This window comes from Nocardia sputorum, assembly GCF_027924405.1.
Lineage (GTDB): Bacteria > Actinomycetota > Actinomycetes > Mycobacteriales > Mycobacteriaceae > Nocardia > Nocardia sputorum.
The window spans coordinates 4852511-4869359 of the sequence record NZ_AP026978.1; the positions used below are offsets into that span (position 1 = coordinate 4852511).

At 69.2% G+C, this 16849-nt stretch carries 14 protein-coding genes; 3 read left to right on the forward strand and 11 right to left on the reverse strand.

Annotated features, from left to right (window positions below):
• Window positions 1-20: 20 nt before the first annotated feature.
• Window positions 21-2444: a cation-translocating P-type ATPase gene (locus QMG86_RS21910; RefSeq protein ID WP_281874561.1), complete on the reverse strand. Its 2424-nt coding sequence runs from the start codon at window positions 2442-2444 to the stop codon at window positions 21-23.
• Between the two features lie 32 nt (window positions 2445-2476).
• Here QMG86_RS21910 and rarD point away from each other — a divergent pair, with 32 nt between their 5' ends.
• Complete coding sequence (rarD, locus tag QMG86_RS21915) at window positions 2477-3418, forward strand: EamA family transporter RarD (RefSeq protein WP_434085658.1); 942 nt, start codon at window positions 2477-2479, stop codon at window positions 3416-3418.
• A gap of 286 nt (window positions 3419-3704) precedes the next feature.
• Complete coding sequence (locus QMG86_RS21920) at window positions 3705-4211, forward strand: PaaI family thioesterase (protein ID WP_281874563.1); 507 nt, start codon at window positions 3705-3707, stop codon at window positions 4209-4211.
• Between the two features lie 111 nt (window positions 4212-4322).
• Here the strand turns inward: QMG86_RS21920 and QMG86_RS21925 are convergent, their stop codons facing one another.
• Both QMG86_RS21925 and QMG86_RS21930 read right to left on the reverse strand, forming a co-directional pair.
• Window positions 4323-4823, reverse strand: coding sequence for a WKL family lipoprotein (locus QMG86_RS21925; RefSeq protein ID WP_195090679.1), 501 nt, complete (start codon window positions 4821-4823; stop codon window positions 4323-4325).
• Window positions 4824-5017: 194 nt separating this feature from the next.
• Window positions 5018-6334 (reverse strand): DNA polymerase IV, encoded by a 1317-nt coding sequence (locus QMG86_RS21930; protein WP_281881062.1) that lies wholly within the window; start codon window positions 6332-6334, stop codon window positions 5018-5020.
• Between the two features lie 405 nt (window positions 6335-6739).
• On the opposite strand from QMG86_RS21930, the gene QMG86_RS21935 reads away from it, so the two are divergent.
• Entirely contained in the window at window positions 6740-7627 is an 888-nt protein-coding gene (locus QMG86_RS21935) for a UTP--glucose-1-phosphate uridylyltransferase (RefSeq protein WP_281874564.1), read from the forward strand.
• A gap of 238 nt (window positions 7628-7865) precedes the next feature.
• On the opposite strand, the gene QMG86_RS21940 is transcribed toward QMG86_RS21935, so the two are convergent.
• The 8 genes from QMG86_RS21940 to pgeF all read right to left on the reverse strand — a co-directional run bounded on the left by QMG86_RS21940 (window position 7866) and on the right by pgeF (window position 16622).
• Window positions 7866-8417, reverse strand: coding sequence for an NlpC/P60 family protein (locus QMG86_RS21940; protein WP_281874565.1), 552 nt, complete (start codon window positions 8415-8417; stop codon window positions 7866-7868).
• A 552-nt stretch (window positions 8418-8969) separates the two neighbouring features.
• Window positions 8970-12104: an isoleucine--tRNA ligase gene (gene ileS, locus QMG86_RS21945; protein WP_281874566.1), complete on the reverse strand. Its 3135-nt coding sequence runs from the start codon at window positions 12102-12104 to the stop codon at window positions 8970-8972.
• Window positions 12105-12375: 271 nt separating this feature from the next.
• On the reverse strand, window positions 12376-12576 hold the full coding sequence (locus QMG86_RS33615; RefSeq protein ID WP_084488747.1) for a hypothetical protein: 201 nt from the start codon (window positions 12574-12576) through the stop codon (window positions 12376-12378).
• Window positions 12577-12653: 77 nt separating this feature from the next.
• A complete protein-coding gene (gene wag31, locus QMG86_RS21955) occupies window positions 12654-13511 on the reverse strand; it encodes a DivIVA-like cell division protein Wag31 (protein WP_281874567.1) in 858 nt (285 codons plus the stop codon).
• Between the two features lie 69 nt (window positions 13512-13580).
• Window positions 13581-13883, reverse strand: a complete 303-nt coding sequence (locus tag QMG86_RS21960; RefSeq protein WP_039797136.1) for a YggT family protein — start codon at window positions 13881-13883, stop codon at window positions 13581-13583.
• Window positions 13884-13972: 89 nt separating this feature from the next.
• Window positions 13973-14749 (reverse strand): cell division protein SepF, encoded by a 777-nt coding sequence (locus QMG86_RS21965; RefSeq protein WP_281874568.1) that lies wholly within the window; start codon window positions 14747-14749, stop codon window positions 13973-13975.
• Between the two features lie 105 nt (window positions 14750-14854).
• Complete coding sequence (locus tag QMG86_RS21970) at window positions 14855-15616, reverse strand: YggS family pyridoxal phosphate-dependent enzyme (protein WP_281874569.1); 762 nt, start codon at window positions 15614-15616, stop codon at window positions 14855-14857.
• A gap of 277 nt (window positions 15617-15893) precedes the next feature.
• Window positions 15894-16622 carry a peptidoglycan editing factor PgeF gene (pgeF, locus tag QMG86_RS21975; protein WP_281874570.1) on the reverse strand — a complete coding sequence of 243 codons (729 nt, stop codon included), beginning with the start codon at window positions 16620-16622 and terminating at the stop codon, window positions 15894-15896.
• Window positions 16623-16849 lie beyond the last annotated feature (227 nt).

The window sequence follows — 16849 nt, forward strand, 5'->3', positions numbered from 1 at the left end:
CGAGTCAGGCGTCCAGTCTGTCAGGCGGCCCCGCCGGGCGAGCTGGGCAGCAGTTGCCGCTTGTCGCCGAGCAGCGCCGCGCTCACCCACCACGCGGCTTCGACCAGCACGATGCCCACCACGCCACAGGCCACCGCCGCACCGGTGAGTGCGGGGTTGGAAGGGTCGAGTTTGAAGAACTCCCGGGTGAACGGGACGGTGAACAAGAAGACGTACGCCGCCACCGACACCGCGATCAGCACCACCTTCCACCAGACGTACGGCCGAGCGACGATGGCCAGCACCCACACCGCGATCATGATCAATGTGATGAGCGCGGTGGTGCCCGCCTGGACCTTCTGCTCCTCGGTGGCATCCGGCCCCGCGTAGGCGATCAGGTACGCGACGAAGGTGGCCGCGCCGATCACCACGCCCGACGGGATGGCCAACCGCATGACGCGCCCCACGAAGCCCGTGCGGGCCCGCTCGTTGTTGGGCGCGAGCGAAAGGATGAACGCCGGAATGCCGATGGTGAACCAAGCCGCGATCGTGACGTGGCGCGGCAGGAACGGATACCCGATGGGCTCGTAGTCGAAGATCTGCGAACCTGCCCCGGCGACGCCGACCAAGAACGCGAGCAGAACGGAATACACGGTCTTGGTGAGGAACAGATTCGACACGCGCTCGATGTTGCCGATCACCCGGCGACCCTCGCCGACCACATACGGCAGTGTGGCGAACTTGTTGTCCAGCAGGACGATCTGCGCCACCGCCCTGGTCGCGGGGCTCCCCGAGCCCATCGCCACGCCGATGTCCGAGTCCTTCAACGCGAGCACGTCGTTGACTCCGTCACCGGTCATCGCCACGGTGTGCCCGCGCGACTGCAGTGCCGACACCATGGCGCGCTTCTGGTCCGGGCGGACCCGGCCGAAGGTGGTGTTGCCGTCCAGCACGTCGGCCAGCCCGTCGCGGTCCTCCGGCAACGTCCGCGCGTCGATCGGATGCTCGCCGCCCGGCAGATCCAGCGAGGACGCCACCGCGCCGACCGAGACGGCGTTGTCGCCGGAGATCACCTTGATCGCCACCTGTTGGCTCGCGAAGTAGTCGAGAGTGTCGCGAGCGTCGGGCCGGACCTTCTGCTCCAGCACGACCAGCGCGGCGGGCCGCACGACGCCGGGAGCGTCCGCCGCGTCCACCGGACGGTCGCCGCGCGCCAGCAACAGCACGCGCAGACCCGACGCGCCGAGTTCCTCGGCGACCCGCGCGTCCGCTGAGCCCGGGTCGAGCAATACGTCCGGCGCGCCGAGCAGCCAGTCGCCGTGCTCGCCGTAGGAGCAGCCGCTCCACTTCTTGGCCGAGGAGAACGGCGCGACGGCGGTGCGCTGCCAGCCGGGACCGTCCGGCAGGGCCTCGGCGATCGCCTGCACGCTCGCGTTCGGGCGCGGATCGTCGGCGGCGAGCGCCGCCAGCGCGGTACGCACCTCGGCGTCGTCGAAGGTGCCCAGGGTCTTCAGGTCCGACAGCCGCATGCCGTTCTCGGTCAGGGTGCCGGTCTTGTCCGCGCACACCACGTCCACCCGGGCCAGCCCCTCGATCGCGGGCAGCTCCTGCACCAGGCACTGGCGCCGGCCCAGCCGCACGACGCCGACCGCGAACGCGATCGACGTCATCAGCACCAGTCCCTCGGGCACCATCGGCACCAGCGCGGCCACCATGCCGGTGACGGCGGGCCGCCACGACTCCCCGCTGGAGACCAACTGGTTGTAGATGCTCAGCAAGCCCGCGGGGATCAGCAGATAGGTGATGAACTTCAAGATCTTGTCGATACCACTGCGCAGTTCGGAGTGCACCAGGGTGAACTTGCTCGCCTCCTCGGCCAGCCGCGCGGCGTAGGCGTCGCGGCCCACCTTCGTCGCCCGGTACGCGCCGGACCCGGACACCACGTAGCTGCCCGACATCACCGTGGCGCCGACGGCCTTGTCGATCGGATCGGCCTCGCCGGTGAGCAACGACTCGTCCACCTCGAGCTGCGCGGACTCCTCGACCGTGCCGTCCACCACGATCTGATCGCCGGGACCGAGCTCGATCAGGTCGTCGAGCACCACCTCGTGCGGCGCGACCTCGACGGCCGTGCCGTCTCGGCGGACGGTCGGCTTGGCCTGGCTGACGATGGCCAGCTGGTCCAGGGTGCGTTTGGCGCGGATCTCCTGGATGATGCCGACCGCGCTGTTGGCGACGATCAGCAGGCCGAACATGCCGTCGATGATCGACCCGGTGGCCAGCACCAGCACGAACAGGACGCCGAGGATGGCGTTGATCCGGGTGAAGACGTTCGCGCGCACGATGTCCCGGACCGAGCGGCTCGCCCGATCCGGGACGTCGTTGGTCAGACCCTCGCGGCGGCGTTGCTCGACTTCGCCCGCGGTCAGTCCGGTGGCGCCGGACGCCTGCACGGTAATCGACATGACCGCAAGGCTACGGGACAACTACGTTCGTGATCGTGCGGCGAAGCAGGTCCATCCCCGGTGTAGCGTTCGGAGCGAGCGCGTACTTCTTGTGGGGGCTGTTCCCCGCGTTCTTCGGATTGCTGGCGTTCGCCGGTGCGGGTGAAGTGGTGGCGCAGCGGATCGTCTGGACGCTGGTCGTCGTGCTCGCGGTGCTCGCCGTGAGCGGACGGATCCGCGAGTTGCGCGGCATCGGCGCCCGCGTCTGGCGTCTGGCGGCCGTCGCCTCCGCCGCGATCGCGCTCAACTGGGGCGTGTACGTCTACGGGGTCACCTCGGGCCACGTCGTGGAGTGCGCGCTCGGGTATTTCATCAACCCGCTGGTCACCGTCGCGTTCGGTGTGGCGCTCTTTCGTGAGCGGCTGACCGGCGCCCAGTGGGCCGCCCTCGGGCTCGGCGCGGCCGCGGTGGCCGTGCTCACCGTCGACTACGGCAGACCACCGATCATCGCTCTCGCCCTGGCCTGCTCCTTCGCCACTTATGGCTTGGTGAAGAAGGTCATCCCGCTGGACGCGCTACGCGGCATCGCCGCCGAGGGCGTTGTCGCCGCGCCCTTCGCGCTGGCGTTCGCGATCGCCCTCGCGCTCGCCGGGCACAGCGAATTCGCCTCCGGCCCCGCGCATACCGCCCTGATGGTGGCCACCGGACCGGTCACCCTGGTTCCGCTACTGCTGTTCGCCGTCGCGGCCCAGCGCGTCGCGCTGTCCACCATGGGCCTGCTGCAATACCTCACCCCCGCGCTCCAGATGGCCTGGGGCGTCGCGGTCGCGCACGAGCCGATGCCCGCCTCCCGCTGGGCCGGTTTCGCGCTCATCTGGGCGGCGCTGGCGATCTTCACCGCCGACGCGCTGGTACGAGCCCGCCGCGCGCGGCGCACCTCCCCGGTCACCCCCGAATCCGGCGCTCCCGCGAACGAAACGCAGTCCCCAGCATGAACACCGCACAGGGGCAGGTCGCCGAGTTCATCTCGACATCTCGGCGGCGTCAGTGGGTGCCAGCCTCGGAAGTCCTCCGGGAACTGGTTCGCCCGGGCCCGGATAGCACGGGCGTCCGGCGGGAATTGCGCGAGATCCTGAGCGACACGACGGACAGCCTTTCGTCACACAGGACGGCAATTAGCCGCGATGCCCGACTTGAAATGTAAAGCTGCGTCGGAAATGGTCGCAGAAGTGTCGGATCCGACACTTCTGCCGGGCTACGGCCTCCTCGTAGCGTCGACACATGACCGCGCTCAGACCCCTTCGCCCCCGCACCGGCACCGGGCAGCCACCGGCCGAGAACACTCACGACCTGCTCGGCATGACCGGACGGGAAATCCTGCAGGGAACGCTCGACGGGCGATTCCCGAGCGCGCCGATCCTGAGCGCACTCGGGTTCCGGCTGGCCCAGGTGGGCCACGGGACCGTGGTGTTCGAGGGAGAGCCGGGCGATGACTTGCTCGGCCCGGCGGGCGGTATGTATGGCGGCTTCATGGCGACCCTGCTCGAATCGGCCCTCAGCGCGGCAGTGCTGACGCGATTGGCGGGCGGGACGCGTTCCACCTCGGTCAAGATCGGTATCGACATCCACCGTGCCGTGCGCGGCGAGACGCGCACGCTGCGCTGCACGGGTACCGCGATCCACGTCGGCCCCACCACGGCCAGCGCGGAGGCACGTCTGATCGGCGCCGAAGACGGCGAGCTGTACGCGCAAGCCACCTCGATGTACGCGATTCTGCGCATGCTCTGAGCGGCGCACCGGGGCCGAAGGTCAGCGAACTACGGTATGCGGCAGAGCATTACGCACGACGACCGGCCCGGTCGCCGAGAAGAGGCGCGGCGACCGGCCGGTCGGGTGAACTCAGCTGCAGGCCGCCGACTGCTGGCCGAGGTTGGTCAGCATGGTGCAGGCCCACTGCTTCTGGATCTTCCACTTGCCGTTGTCGGCGACGAACGGCACGTCGACGATGTTCTCCTGGCCGTTGAGGATGAACTTGGCCTTCGCGTTCACGCTGTCGCCGAACGAGGTGACGTCGGTGACCTCGATCTTCACGTCGGCGCCCGACGCGGCCTGGGACAGGCGATCCGGCAGGGTCGGATCGGCCTCGGCGCCCTGAACGTTGTCCAGCTTCTCGGCGGCGGGCACCGACGGGTCCAGCGCACGGGCGAGGGCGGTGTTCAGCTCCGCGGGGGTGGGGACCGGCGGCAGGTTCGCGCTCGCGGTCGCCGACGCCTTGGCGCTGGTCGACGTCTTGGCGGCGGGCTTGCTGTCCTTGTCGTCGCCACCGCAGGCGGTCAGGCCAAGCGCGGCGACGATGGCCAGCCCGGCGATCGCGATGCGTCCAGTCTTACGAAGCTTCAACTGCTCGTCCTTTGCGTTCGAGAGGTCCGTGTCGTGTTCCACCATGGCAGCCGCCCCCGAACCGGCGGCGCTGCACGAGGTCCCAGGCTACCGGCACCGGGCGGCGCCGCTCGGATCCACACGGGACCGTCGATGGTCGTCGGCAGCGAACGTACGCGCCCGGCCGGGCGATGTCGAGCCGCGGGCCGCGCCCGTCAGAGCAGGCTGCCCAGCGGATCGGCCCGGGTGAGCGCGGGATCGTCGGCGGCGAAGGTGTGCGCGGGACCCGGACCGGTGGACCGTGTTTCGAAGCGGACGGTCACGACGCCGAGCCCAGCGCCCTGCACCCAGCCGTGGCCGTGCTCGGGGTGCGTCACGTCCATCCCGGGATGCCAGACGGCGACGGGCAGGACCTGCGCGGCAGCGTCGAGGTCGGCCGAGTGCGCCGGCTCGGCTTCGGGTGGCGGGGTGGCCATCTCGGCGGCCGGTGCCCGATCCAGTTCGGGGAACAGCGATTCCTGCCGGACGGTCGACAGGCCGCCGTAGCCGACGCCGACGAGGCGGATCGGACCCAGTTCCCTCGGGTCGATCGCCGAACGCTGCGCGGCCGCGGCGAGGGTGGCCAGGTCCTCGGTGGCGTAGGGCAGGGTGAAGGAGCGGGTGACGATGCTCATATCGGACTTCTTCAGTTTGAGCACCACCGTGCGCGCCGCACGTCCGTCACCGGTCAGGCGCCGGTGCGCCGCGGCGGCCATGTCCTCGATGGCCGGACGCAGCTGCGCGAGGCTGACGATGTCGGTCTCGTAGGTGGTCTCCGCGCTGATCTGCTTCGCCTCGGTACGTTCGGCCACCGGGCGGTCATCGATGCCGCGCGCCAGCCGGTGCAGTGCGGCGCCCACGCTGCCGCCGAGAATCGACATCGCCTCCGATTCCGGCAGGGCCGCGAAGGCGCCCACGGTCTCGATACCCAGCGAACGCAACCGGCTCTCCGCGACCGGCCCGATGCCCCACAGTTTGCGCACCGGCAGCCCCGCGAGCAGGCGCGGCTGTTCGACCGGCGAGATCACTCGAACCCCATCGGGTTTGGCCAGGCCGGAGGCGATCTTGGCCAATTGCTTTCCGGTGCCCGCGCCCACCGAGGCGGTCAACCCGGTCTGTTCGCGCACCACCGCGCGCAATTCCTCGCAGAACGCGTGCACCCGGGCGACCGTCGCGCCGGCCAGTTCGGCGGGCTCGCCGAACGCCTCGTCGAACGACAGCGTCTCCAGCACCGGGATCCGGCTGCGCAGCGCGTCGAAGACCTGCCCGCTGACCACGCCGTAGACCGCTCCGCGCGGCGGCACCACCACCGCGGTGACACCCACCAACCGGCGCGCCTGATGCATCGGCATCGCAGACCGGGCGCCGAACACCCTCGCCTCGTAGCTGGCCCCCGCCACGACCCCGCGCCCGCCGGTCCCGCCGACGAGCACCGGCCTGCCGCGCAACGTCGGCCGGGTCAGCTGTTCGACCGAGGCGAAGAACGCGTCCATATCAATGTGCAACACCCAACGCCGGGCGGCGCTGTCCGCATCGGCAGGCACCGGCAGATGCTGCGGAGGCACCACGCCGTCGCCGCGTGCCGTCCCGGTCCCGGTCGACGGCGCGGTCACCCGCTCGACGCGCGGTTGCTCGGTACGCACGGGTGCAATGTACGCCCGTCCACCGACAACCGGAGCGGGCGGCGACGCTGTCGGATGGCTGTGCGCTAGCTGTCGGTTACCTGCCGGTATCGGCGCAGGCTCGAGCGCGGCTCCGGTGGCCCTTTCGTCCCGCCGCGACGGCCATGATCTGCCCTTTTCCACGCCGGACCAGGCATGCGGCAGTCTCGAAACACCCCGCCGACGTGCCGCGGGCGCGCAGCCGGGCACACGGTCCGATATGTGATGATCGGACCCATGAATATCCGCAAGGCCGTCATCCCGGCCGCCGGTATCGGCTCCCGGCTGCTTCCGCTGACCAAGGCGATCCCCAAGGAGATGCTGCCGGTCGGCGACAAGCCGGTCATCGAGCACACGGTCCGTGAGCTGGTCGCTTCGGGCATCACCGACATCACCATCGTGGTCAGCGGCGGAAAGTCATTGATCCAGGACCACTTCCGCCCCAACCCCGCGCTGGTGGCCCAGCTGCGCGCGGACGGCAAGACCGCCTTCGCCGACGCGGTCGAGGAGGTCGGCGAGCTGTCCCGGCTCGGCCACATCACCTACCTCGACCAGCACGGGCCGTACGGCAACGGCACCCCCGTGCTCAACGCCGCCCGCAATCTCGGCGACGAGCCGATGCTGGTGCTGTGGCCGGACGACGTGTTCGTCGCCGAGGTGCCGCGCGCCCAGCAGCTCATCGATGCCTACGAGGCCACCGGAGCGCCCGTCCTCGCGCTGATGCCGATGGACCCCGCCGAGTCGCAGCGCTACGGCGTGCCGGTGGTCGCCGACGACCACGGCAACGGCCTGCTGCGCATCACCGGGCTGCGCGAGAAGCCGAAGCCGAAGGACGCGCCGTCGTCCTTCGCCGCGATCGGCGGCTACGTCGTCACGCCCGGCATCATCGAGGAACTGCGCAGGCAGACCGAAGCGTGGTACGAGCACCGCACCGGTGAGGTGTATCTCACCGACGCGATCAACGTGCACGCGGCGAACAACCCGGTCTTCGGCCAGGTGATCCGCGGCCGGTGGTACGACACCGGCAACCCGGCCGACTACCTGGTGGCGCAATTCGCCTCGGCGCTGGCGCATCCGCAGTACGGCCCCTCGCTGCGCGACCTGGCCGACGGCCTCGACCGCTGACCTGCGGGCCGCACCGCCGCGGCGACCGAACCGGCGGCGCGGCCCGGCTCCACCAACGGCAATCGCCGCGGACCGTCCCTCTACCAGGACGGCAGTCGTCGTCCGCCGGTCGAGCCGACCGTCATCTGTTTCGGCCGGGCAGCGCCGAGCCGACACGGCCCCGACCACACTGCTGGTCGGGGCCGTGTCATGCCGGGAGCAGCCGCGATCGGCATCGCGCGCCCTCGACGGCGCACGCTCAGAAGCGGCGGATGGCGTAGATGTCGAATTCGTCGAGCGGGGTGTAGCCCACCGGCACACCCCAGTCGTACGCGTTGAGCACCTGTCCGTTACCCGCGTAGATGCCGACGTGCGAGCCGTCCCGGTTCAGCACCACCACGTCGCCGAGCGACAGCGAGCCCATCGGGACCGGCGCGCCCGCCTTCGCCTGCTGCCAGGTGGTCCGCGGAATGCTCACGCCGACTTGGCGGTAGGCCCATTGCACCAGACCCGAGCAGTCCCAGCTGTTGGGGCCGGTCCCGCCCCATTCATATGGCTTGCCGATCTGCGTCGTCGCCGCGGCCAGCGCGCCGACGCCGAACACACTGGGCACCGGCAGGAAGCCCGAGCCGCTGGCGCTGCCGGAGTCGCCGCCGGGACCGCTACCCGAGGCCGAACCGGAGGAGGCGCTGCCCGGCCCGCTGCCGGAGGCGCTGCCGGTGTCGGCCCAGCCGGGTCCGGCGAGCAGAACGATTGCGATGGTCGAGAGCAGGAATCCGAGTGCGATGCGGTGCAACGATTTTCTCGGCACGTGCTCGCCCCTTCCATGGGCGCAGTTGACTTGGCCACCGATCGGCAGCCTGGCTAACACATGGCATCGACAGCGGTCCCCGATATGGAGCCGCGGCCACCCGCGCCGGATCTGTTCCCGGCACGGCCAAATTCCACGTACGACACGCCGAAAAGAGAAACTGCCGTCCCGGAGATCACCTGGGTCACAGCAGCGACACCGCAGATTGTGCCTGGGATATCGGCGAATTGTCGGGAATCAGCAAACTCTCAGCATGTGATCTATATCACTAAAGAGGCGCAGCGGGCGGCGCTGGAACTCGATCGCGCCTTGCCATCGAGTTGCCCTTTGATAGCGCATGATGCGCGACTGGACCGCCGCGCAGGTCCACCTCGAGCGGCCGGGAACAAGCCGACCGTGGCGCAGATGTTTCCGGCCCGGCCGAGAGCATCGACCTATTCGGCGTGTGCCGCACGACCTTCGCCGATCGCTGCCGCGCGGCACAAGGCCGCTCGGAACAGCAGTCGGGGCGGAACCCTCAGGTTCCGCCCCGATTCACTCGGTACCCGGCGCTCAGGCCTTCGCGATCGTCGCGCGCACACCGCCGACCAGATCGGCGGCCTCCGGACCCGCGTCGCCGAAGGTCAGCGTGGTGGCGAGGATCTCGCCCGCGATCAGGTCACGGTGGGTCCGCGCCCACTCGGCCCGATCCGCGGGGACGTCCAGGACCACGGTGATGCGGTCGGAGACGTCCAGCCCGGCGGACTTCCTGGTCTCCTGGAGGTCGCGGATCAGGTCCCGCGCCCAGCCCTCGGCCTCCAGCTCCTCGGTGACCACCGAATTCAGCACTACGAGACCGGCGTTCCCGGGCAGCGCCGCGGTCGACTCCGGTTCGGCCGCGACCAGGCGCTGGGTGTACTCCTCGGGCAGCAGGGCGATCCCGGCCGCGCGGACCGTGCCGTCCGCGTCCTCGGACCACTCGCCGGCCTTGACCGCCTTGATCACCGTCTGGACGTCCTTGCCCAGGCGCGGACCCGCGGCGCGGGCGTTGACCACCAGCTCGAAACGGCCGTGCGCGTCCACGTCGGTGGTCAGGTCCACCTTCTTGACGTTGACCTCGTCGGCGACGATATCGGCGAACGGCGCCAGCCGCTCGGCGTCGGCCGCGGCGATGGTGACCTCGGCCAGCGGCAACCGCACCCGCAGGTTCTGCGCCTTGCGCAGGCTCAGCACCGTCGAGCACACCACCCGCACCTCGTCCATGGCGGCGACCAGCTCCGGATCGTCCGGCAGTTCGCCCTCCTTCGGCCAGTCGGCCAGGTGCACCGAGTCGCCGCCGGTCAGACCGCGCCAGATGACCTCGGTGATCAGCGGCAGCAACGGCGCCGCCAGCCGGGTGACCACCTCGAGCACCGTGTGCAGGGTGTCCACCGCGTCGCGGTCCTCGCTCCAGAACCGCGACCGCGACCGCCGCACGTACCAATTGGTCAGCGCGTCGGCGAACGAGCGCAGTTCCTCGCAGGCGCCCGCGATGTCGTAGACCTCCAGCGCCGCGGTGATCACGTCCCGGGTCCGCGCCAGCTTCGCCAGGATGTAGCGGTCGAGCACGTGCGGCGAATCGGTCCGCCACACTCCGGGCTTCGACGCGTACAGCTGCAGGAACGTCCACGCGTTCCACAACGGACGCAGCGCGTGGCTCACGCCCTCGCGGATGCCGCGCTCGGTGACGATGAGGTTGCCGCCGCGCAGGATCGGCGAGCTCATCAGGAACCAGCGCATCGCGTCCGAGCCGTCCCGGTCGAACACCTCGTTGACGTCCGGGTAGTTGCCCTTGGACTTGCTCATCTTCAGGCCGTCGTCACCGAGCACGATGCCGTGCGCGGCGACCGTCTTGAACGCCGGGCTGTCGAAGAGAGCCGTCGCCAGCACGTGCAGCGTGTAGAACCAGCCGCGGGTCTGCCCGTTGTACTCGACGATGAAATCGCCCGGGAAGTGGCTGTCGAACCACTCCTTGTTCTCGAACGGGTAGTGCACCTGGGCGTACGGCATCGAGCCCGACTCGAACCAGCAATCCAGCACCTCCGGCACCCGGCGCATCGTCGACTTGCCGGTCGGGTCGTCGGGATTCGGCCGGGTGAGCTCATCGATCATCGGGCGGTGCAGATCGGCCGGGCGCACGCCGAAATCGCGCTCCAGCTCGTCCAGCGAGCCGTACACGTCGACGCGCGGATAGGCCGGATCGTCGGACACCCACACCGGGATCGGGCTGCCCCAGTACCGGTTGCGGCTGATGTTCCAATCCCGCGCGCCTTCCAGCCACTTGCCGAACTGGCCGTCGCGGATGTGCTCGGGCACCCAGGTGATCTGCTTGTTCAGTTCGACCATGCGGTCGCGGAACTTGGTGACCGCGACGAACCAGGACGGCACGGCCATGTAGATCAGCGGCTGCCCGGAGCGCCAGCTGTGCGGGTAGGAGTGCTCGATCGTCTCGTGCCGCAACAGCTTTCCCGCGGCCTTGAGATCCTTGATGATCACCGGGTTGGCGTCGAACACCATGAGGCCCTCGTAGGGCGGCACCATCGAGGTGAACCGGCCGCCCGCATCCAGCGGCTGCACCAGCTCGATGCCGTGCGCGGAGGCGACGTCCATGTCCTCCTCACCGAAAGCCGGTGCCAGATGCACGATGCCGGTGCCGGAGTCGGTGGTCACGTAGTCGGCGGTGAGCACCCGGTGCGCGTTGTGGTGGCCGGCGAAGAAGTCGAACGGCGGCGCGTAGGACAGCTCGGCCAGCGCGGCGCCGTCGAACTCGGCGAGCACCTCCGGCTCCTCGCCGAACTCCCGCGCGTAGTGCGAGACCCGCTCGGTCGCGAGCACATAGCGTTTGCCGTCGGCGGCGCGCAGGTGCACGTAGCGGACGTCGGGGTGCACCGCGATCGCCAAGTTGGACGGCAGCGTCCACGGCGTGGTGGTCCAGATCAGCGCGTTGGCGCCGTCGAGTTCGTGCAGCGGATGCTCGGCGGGCACGCGCAACGCCATGTCGACGGTCACCGCCGGGTCCTGGCGCATCTTGTAGGCGTCATCGAGGCGGGTTTCCTGATTCGACAACGGCGTCTGCTCGTACCAGCTGTAGGGCAGCACCCGGAAGCCCTGATAGATCAGCCCTTTGTCGTACAGCGACTTGAACGCCCACATCACCGACTCCATGAAGTCGGTGTCCAGCGTCTTGTAATCGTTGTCGAAGTCGACCCAGCGGGCCTGGCGCGTCACGTAGTCGCGCCATTCCCCGGTGTAGCGCAGCACCGACGTTTTGCAGGCCGCGTTGAATTCCGCGAGGCCCATCGCATCGATCTGTGATTTGTCCGTGATACCGAGCTGCTTTTCGGCTTCGATTTCGGCGGGCAATCCGTGGCAGTCCCAGCCGAATCGCCGGTCGACCCGCTTGCCGCGCATGGTTTGGAAACGCGGAACGAGGTCTTTGACGTATCCGGTGAGCAAATGTCCGTAATGCGGCAGACCGTTGGCAAAGGGCGGCCCGTCATAGAAGACGAATTCAGCTGCGCCGGAACGGTTTTCGATGCTCGCGCGGAAGGTGTCGGCGGCCGCCCACGCGTCGAGCACGCGGCGCTCCATCTCGGGGAACGACGCCCCGTTGCCGACGCTCAGGTCGACGCGCGGGTACGCGCTGTTGCTGGAAGTCTGGTCCGCCATGGCGGATACGTCTCCTCGTGCCGAGTCGTTGGCACGGGGACGATGCCGGCGCCCGGTGCGCCGAAACCGCGGTACCACCCCGCTTGTCCGGTGTGGCGGACACCGGACCTCTCATTCGCGAGCTGTGACGGGCTCACCCGTTCGGTTCTACTGAGCGCCCGGCCCGCAGGCCGTGCCGCCGTTCTTCCGAAGGCTCCCCGGTGATAGCCGGATCGACGCCGCATTCATGTTTGATTCTAGCCGGAGCGGTCAACTCACTTTGTGAGGCAGGTCAGCGTTTGGCATGACGACCAGGAGGCGGCGGGGAATCACCATCCGGACTCCGCATGGACAAAGCACTCACCAGCAAGAGCATCGCGCCGATGACGCACACCACGATGCAACCCCACGCCCAGATCACCGATCCGGTGGTGAGCGCGGCCACGAGCAGGGCGAAGCCGATCGCGGCAAGGACGAGTGTCAAGACGAGCATGGTGACCCCCAAGGCATGCCGGGCGGCTCGACAGTTCCTCTAACGGTATGCGAACTGCTGTGCTGGGGCGCGACGCGTTACTTGCCACCCTTGGCGAAGGACGCCGGCGCGAGGTTGTTCGCCGTGTTGGCATCCACGAAGGCGTCGCCGCCGTCGACGGGGACGGCCGAGCCGCGGTTCTCCAGCTCCTCGAGCTGCGACTCCAGGTACGACTTCAAGCGCACCCGGTACTCCCGCTCGAACGTCTTGAGCTGCTCGATCCGGCTCTCCAGCACACTGCGCTGCTGCGTGATGGTCGCCATGATCTCGGTGTGCTTGCGCTCGGCGTCGGCCTGCAGCGCATCGGCCTTCTCCTTGGCCTGGCGCAGCTGGTTGTCCGAGCGGGTCTGCGCGTCCGACAGCATCGCGTCCGACTTCTGGCGGGCGTCGGCGATCATGGCCTCCGACCGTGTCCTGGCGTCTCCGACCAGTCGCTCGGAATTCGCCCGGGCATTCGACAGCAAGCTCTCCGCCTCGGCCTTGGCGTCGCTGGTCAGCCGGTCCGCCATCTCCTGGGCGAGGCTGAGCACCTTGGCGGCCTGCAGGTTGGCGTCCGCGCCGGGCGCGTCCTTGGCCACCGGCGCGGCGGGCATCGGAGCGGGCGGCGCGGCGGGCACCGGGGGCTTGATCGGTTCCGGCGGAGGCGGCGGGGCCTGCGGAATCGGCGCTTTCACGGTGTTCGCCACGGCCGGGCCGCGGTTCTTCTTGGCGTCGGCCAGTTCCGCGTCGAGTTCGGCGACCCGCTGACGCAGATCGGCGTTCTCCTCGATGAGGCGCGAGAGCTCCTGCTCCACGAGATCCAGGAACGCGTCGACTTCGTCCTCGTTGTAGCCACGCTTCCCGATCGGGGGTTTGCTGAACGCGACGTTGTGCACATCGGCTGGGGTCAGCGGCATGGAAGGATCCCTTCACGCGTCTTTTGGAGATCTAGCAGATCTAGCAAGCTGTCTTCACGGCCCATTCTGTCACACCGGAGCTACCGGTTGCCCGAGCCTGCCCACGATCGACATCAGGATGAAGACGATGAAAAGCAGGACCATAATCGACAGATCCAGGCGAATTCCGCCCAGTGACACCGGGGGTATCAACCGCCGCAGCAGTTTCACCGGGGGATCGGTGATCGTGAAGATCACCTCCAGGACGACGACCACGACACCGGTAGGACGCCAGTCTCGGGCAAAGCTACGGATGAACTCGACGATCACCCGGCTGATCAGCAACAGCCAGAAGATGAACAGTACGAAGTACAGCACCGCGAACAAGGCCACCAGTTCACTCTGCCGTAAAAATCGCTTCGCGCAAAATGACCGCGCCGCACAACCGGCGCCAGGTCTGCTCCGCCCCCCAGATCACGACCTTATTTCTGGTTGTAGAAGCCGGTTTCCGCGATGCGCCTGCGTTCTTCCGCTGATACGTCGACATCGGCCGGTGAGAGCAGGAACACTTTCGTCGCGACCTTGTCGAACGATCCGCGCAGCGCGAAGGCGAGACCCGCGGCGAAGTCGACCAGCCGCTTGGCGTCGGCGTTGCTCAGATCCACCAGATCCATGATCACCGGATTGCCCTCACGGAAGCGTTCGCCGATGATCCGAGCCTCGCTGTAGTCGCGCGGGCGCAGCGTCGTGATCTTGGACAAGGGGCCTCCGTCCTCGAAGATCCCGGGCCGCCGCACCGGGGCGGGCTCGGGACGCACGCGCTCCTCCAGCCTGCGCTCCTCGGCGTCGGGATCGACGGCGAGCGCGCCTCGGGTCGCACCGCGCAGCGGCGGCGCGCTCCCGCCCGCCCGGAACCGGCCCGACGGGGCGGACTCGATCCGGGTGGGACGCCGGGGCGCGTCGTAGTCGCCGTAGGGCTCGTCGACGTAGTCGTCGCGGCGCGACACCGAGTAACCCGGCTTGTACGGGGACTTGTAGGCGGGCTCGGGGTAGTCGACATCGTCGAAACGGCCTGCGCCGTATCGATCCTCGCCGTAGCGGTCGACGTAGCCGTCGCGGTCGGAGTAGTCACGGGGCCGGGGCCGGCGAGCACCACGCTCGTCCACGCCTCGGGGGGCGCGATCGTCGACGTAGTCGTCTTCGTAATCCTCGAGCGGAACCATGCCGAAGTACGCCTTGAACTTGTGCAGCGTGCTCATTGGTCGACCTTCCTTCGGCCCCGGTGGCGGCCGGGTGTTGAAGTCTTGCTCAGCCCTCGTCAGATCCCAGCATATGTGTCGAATGTGACTGATGAGGTTTCTTTGCTAGCCCGAGGTTATCGGTCGCATACCCATCAAGGCGGTACCGACACGCACAACCGTCGAACCGTGTTCGATCGCGGATTCCAGATCGCCCGACATTCCCGCGGAAAGCTCTGTCGCGTCCGGATGATCGGCGAGCAACAACGTGTGCAACGTCGCAAGTCGCGCAAATGCGGCATCGGCCTTCGCGTCCAACGGAGGAATGGCCATCAGACCCGACAAACGTAATCCCGGAGCGTCCGCAATCCGTTCGGCGAGCGCGGGAAGATCGCCTGCCGGGACACCGCCTCGGGCGGGGTCGTCATCCAGGCTCACCTGGAGCAACACCCGCAGCGGTTCGGTGCGCTCGCCCGCCTCCAGCGCGGCCACGGCACCGGCGTCCAGAGCGGTTGCCAGACGTTCGCTGTCGACCGAGTGAACGGTGTGCGCCCAGCGGGCGACAGCGCGCGCTTTGTTCCGCTGCAACCGCCCGATCATGTGCCAGCGGATGCCGGTGAGGTCTTGCTCACGCAGGGCCGTCACCTTCGCCGCGGCCTCCTGCTCGCGCGACTCGCCGAACTCCCGCCGGCCCAGCCGGTGCAGGATCGCCACGTCCGAGGCGGGGAAGAACTTCGTCACCGGCAGCAGCCGCACCGAATCCGGCGCGCGCCCGGCCGCGCGACATGCCGCGTCGATGCGAGCGAGCAGCCCCGCCAGGTTGTCCGACAGTTCGGCGGTCCGGGCCGCGAGCGTGCCGTCCACGGCGGTCTCGGCATCGGCGCTCATGCCCGCACCTCGGCGACGCTCCGCGGCATCGGCTCTGCGGCGGCTCGCGCGCTCATGCTGTATCTGTTGTCGGCATGAGCGGGGCCCTGCGTGGTCACGCTGCGCTGCCGCCTCCGGGCCTGACCGCTCATGCCGTATCTGTTGTCGGCATGAGCGGGGCCCTGCGTGGTCACGCTCCGCTGCCGCCTCCGGGCCTGACCGCTCATGCCGTATCTGCTGTCGGCATGAGCGGGGCCCTGCGTGGTCACGCTCCGCCGCCGCCTCCGGGCCTTACCGCTCATGCCGTGGCCTCCATCCAGATCACGCCGCCGATCCGGCCGGTCGGCGCGCCACGGCGATGACTGAACAGGGTGTGGTCCTCGATGGTGCAGCGCGGGTCGACCGCGATCGCCCCGACGCCCGCCTCGGTGAGCTGCCGGGAGATGCCCGCGCGCAGATCCAGCCCGGGGGTGCCGCGGAGCGTGGTGGTCGCGCTGCCGGGCAGGTGGGCTTCGACGTCGGCGCGCATGGCAGCCGGGACCTCGTACTGACGGCCGGAGGCAGCGGGCCCGAGCAGGGCGCCCACCCGATCCAGCCGGGCGCCGGCCGACACCATCGCCTCGAGCACGCGCGGCACGATGCCGATGCGAGCGCCGATCCGCCCGGCGTGCACGGCGGCGATCACGCCCGCCTCGTCGTCGGACAGCAGGATGGGCACGCAGTCGGCGGTGAGCACGACCAGCGCGAGCCCGGGCACGGTGGTCACGAGCGCGTCGGTGGCCGGGACCGGTTCGGCGCGTGGGCCGTCGACGATCTCCACGTTGCGGCCGTGGATCTGTTCCATCCAGACCAGGCGCTCGGGCGGCAGGCCGATGCCCTCGGCCAGCCGGTCGCGGTTGCGCCGCACGGCCGCCGGATCGTCGCCGACGTGGTCACCCAGATTGAACGAGTCGTAGGGGGGCGCCGAGAAGCCTCCGGACCTGGTCGTGGTGACCCGTCGGACAGTGATGGTCGGCGCGATAGTCATGGCGACGAGCGTAGTGGCGCTCCGCGAACAGCGTCGAAATGCCCAGGTAGAAAGCGAATTTTCGCCCGGGGGCGGGACAGTTGCGTCGCATCGGGCGCCCGGAGCCCGGTCCCGGCCGGCCGGCCCCCGCGCCGGCGTCCCCCGTATTCATCGATCGACAGTCGTACTCCGGGACACCACTCCCCCGTGTCCTCCGACGCGTCCCGGCGCGGGCCGGGATCGCTCTT

Bases quoted from the DNA above. Each gene is read 5' to 3' on its own strand.
- QMG86_RS21910 (WP_281874561.1), bottom strand. From the start codon at position 2,444: ATGTCGATTACCGTGCAGGCGTCCGGCGCCACCGGACTGACCGCGGGC.
- QMG86_RS21920 (WP_281874563.1), top strand. From the start codon at position 3,705: ATGACCGCGCTCAGACCCCTTCGCCCCCGCACCGGCACCGGGCAGCCA.
- QMG86_RS21930 (WP_281881062.1), bottom strand. From the start codon at position 6,334: ATGGACGCGTTCTTCGCCTCGGTCGAACAGCTGACCCGGCCGACGTTG.
- QMG86_RS21935 (WP_281874564.1), top strand. From the start codon at position 6,740: ATGAATATCCGCAAGGCCGTCATCCCGGCCGCCGGTATCGGCTCCCGG.
- ileS (WP_281874566.1), bottom strand. From the start codon at position 12,104: ATGGCGGACCAGACTTCCAGCAACAGCGCGTACCCGCGCGTCGACCTG.
- QMG86_RS33615 (WP_084488747.1), bottom strand. From the start codon at position 12,576: ATGCTCGTCTTGACACTCGTCCTTGCCGCGATCGGCTTCGCCCTGCTC.
- wag31 (WP_281874567.1), bottom strand. From the start codon at position 13,511: ATGCCGCTGACCCCAGCCGATGTGCACAACGTCGCGTTCAGCAAACCC.
- QMG86_RS21965 (WP_281874568.1), bottom strand. From the start codon at position 14,749: ATGAGCACGCTGCACAAGTTCAAGGCGTACTTCGGCATGGTTCCGCTC.
- QMG86_RS21970 (WP_281874569.1), bottom strand. From the start codon at position 15,616: ATGAGCGCCGATGCCGAGACCGCCGTGGACGGCACGCTCGCGGCCCGG.
- pgeF (WP_281874570.1), bottom strand. From the start codon at position 16,622: ATGACTATCGCGCCGACCATCACTGTCCGACGGGTCACCACGACCAGG.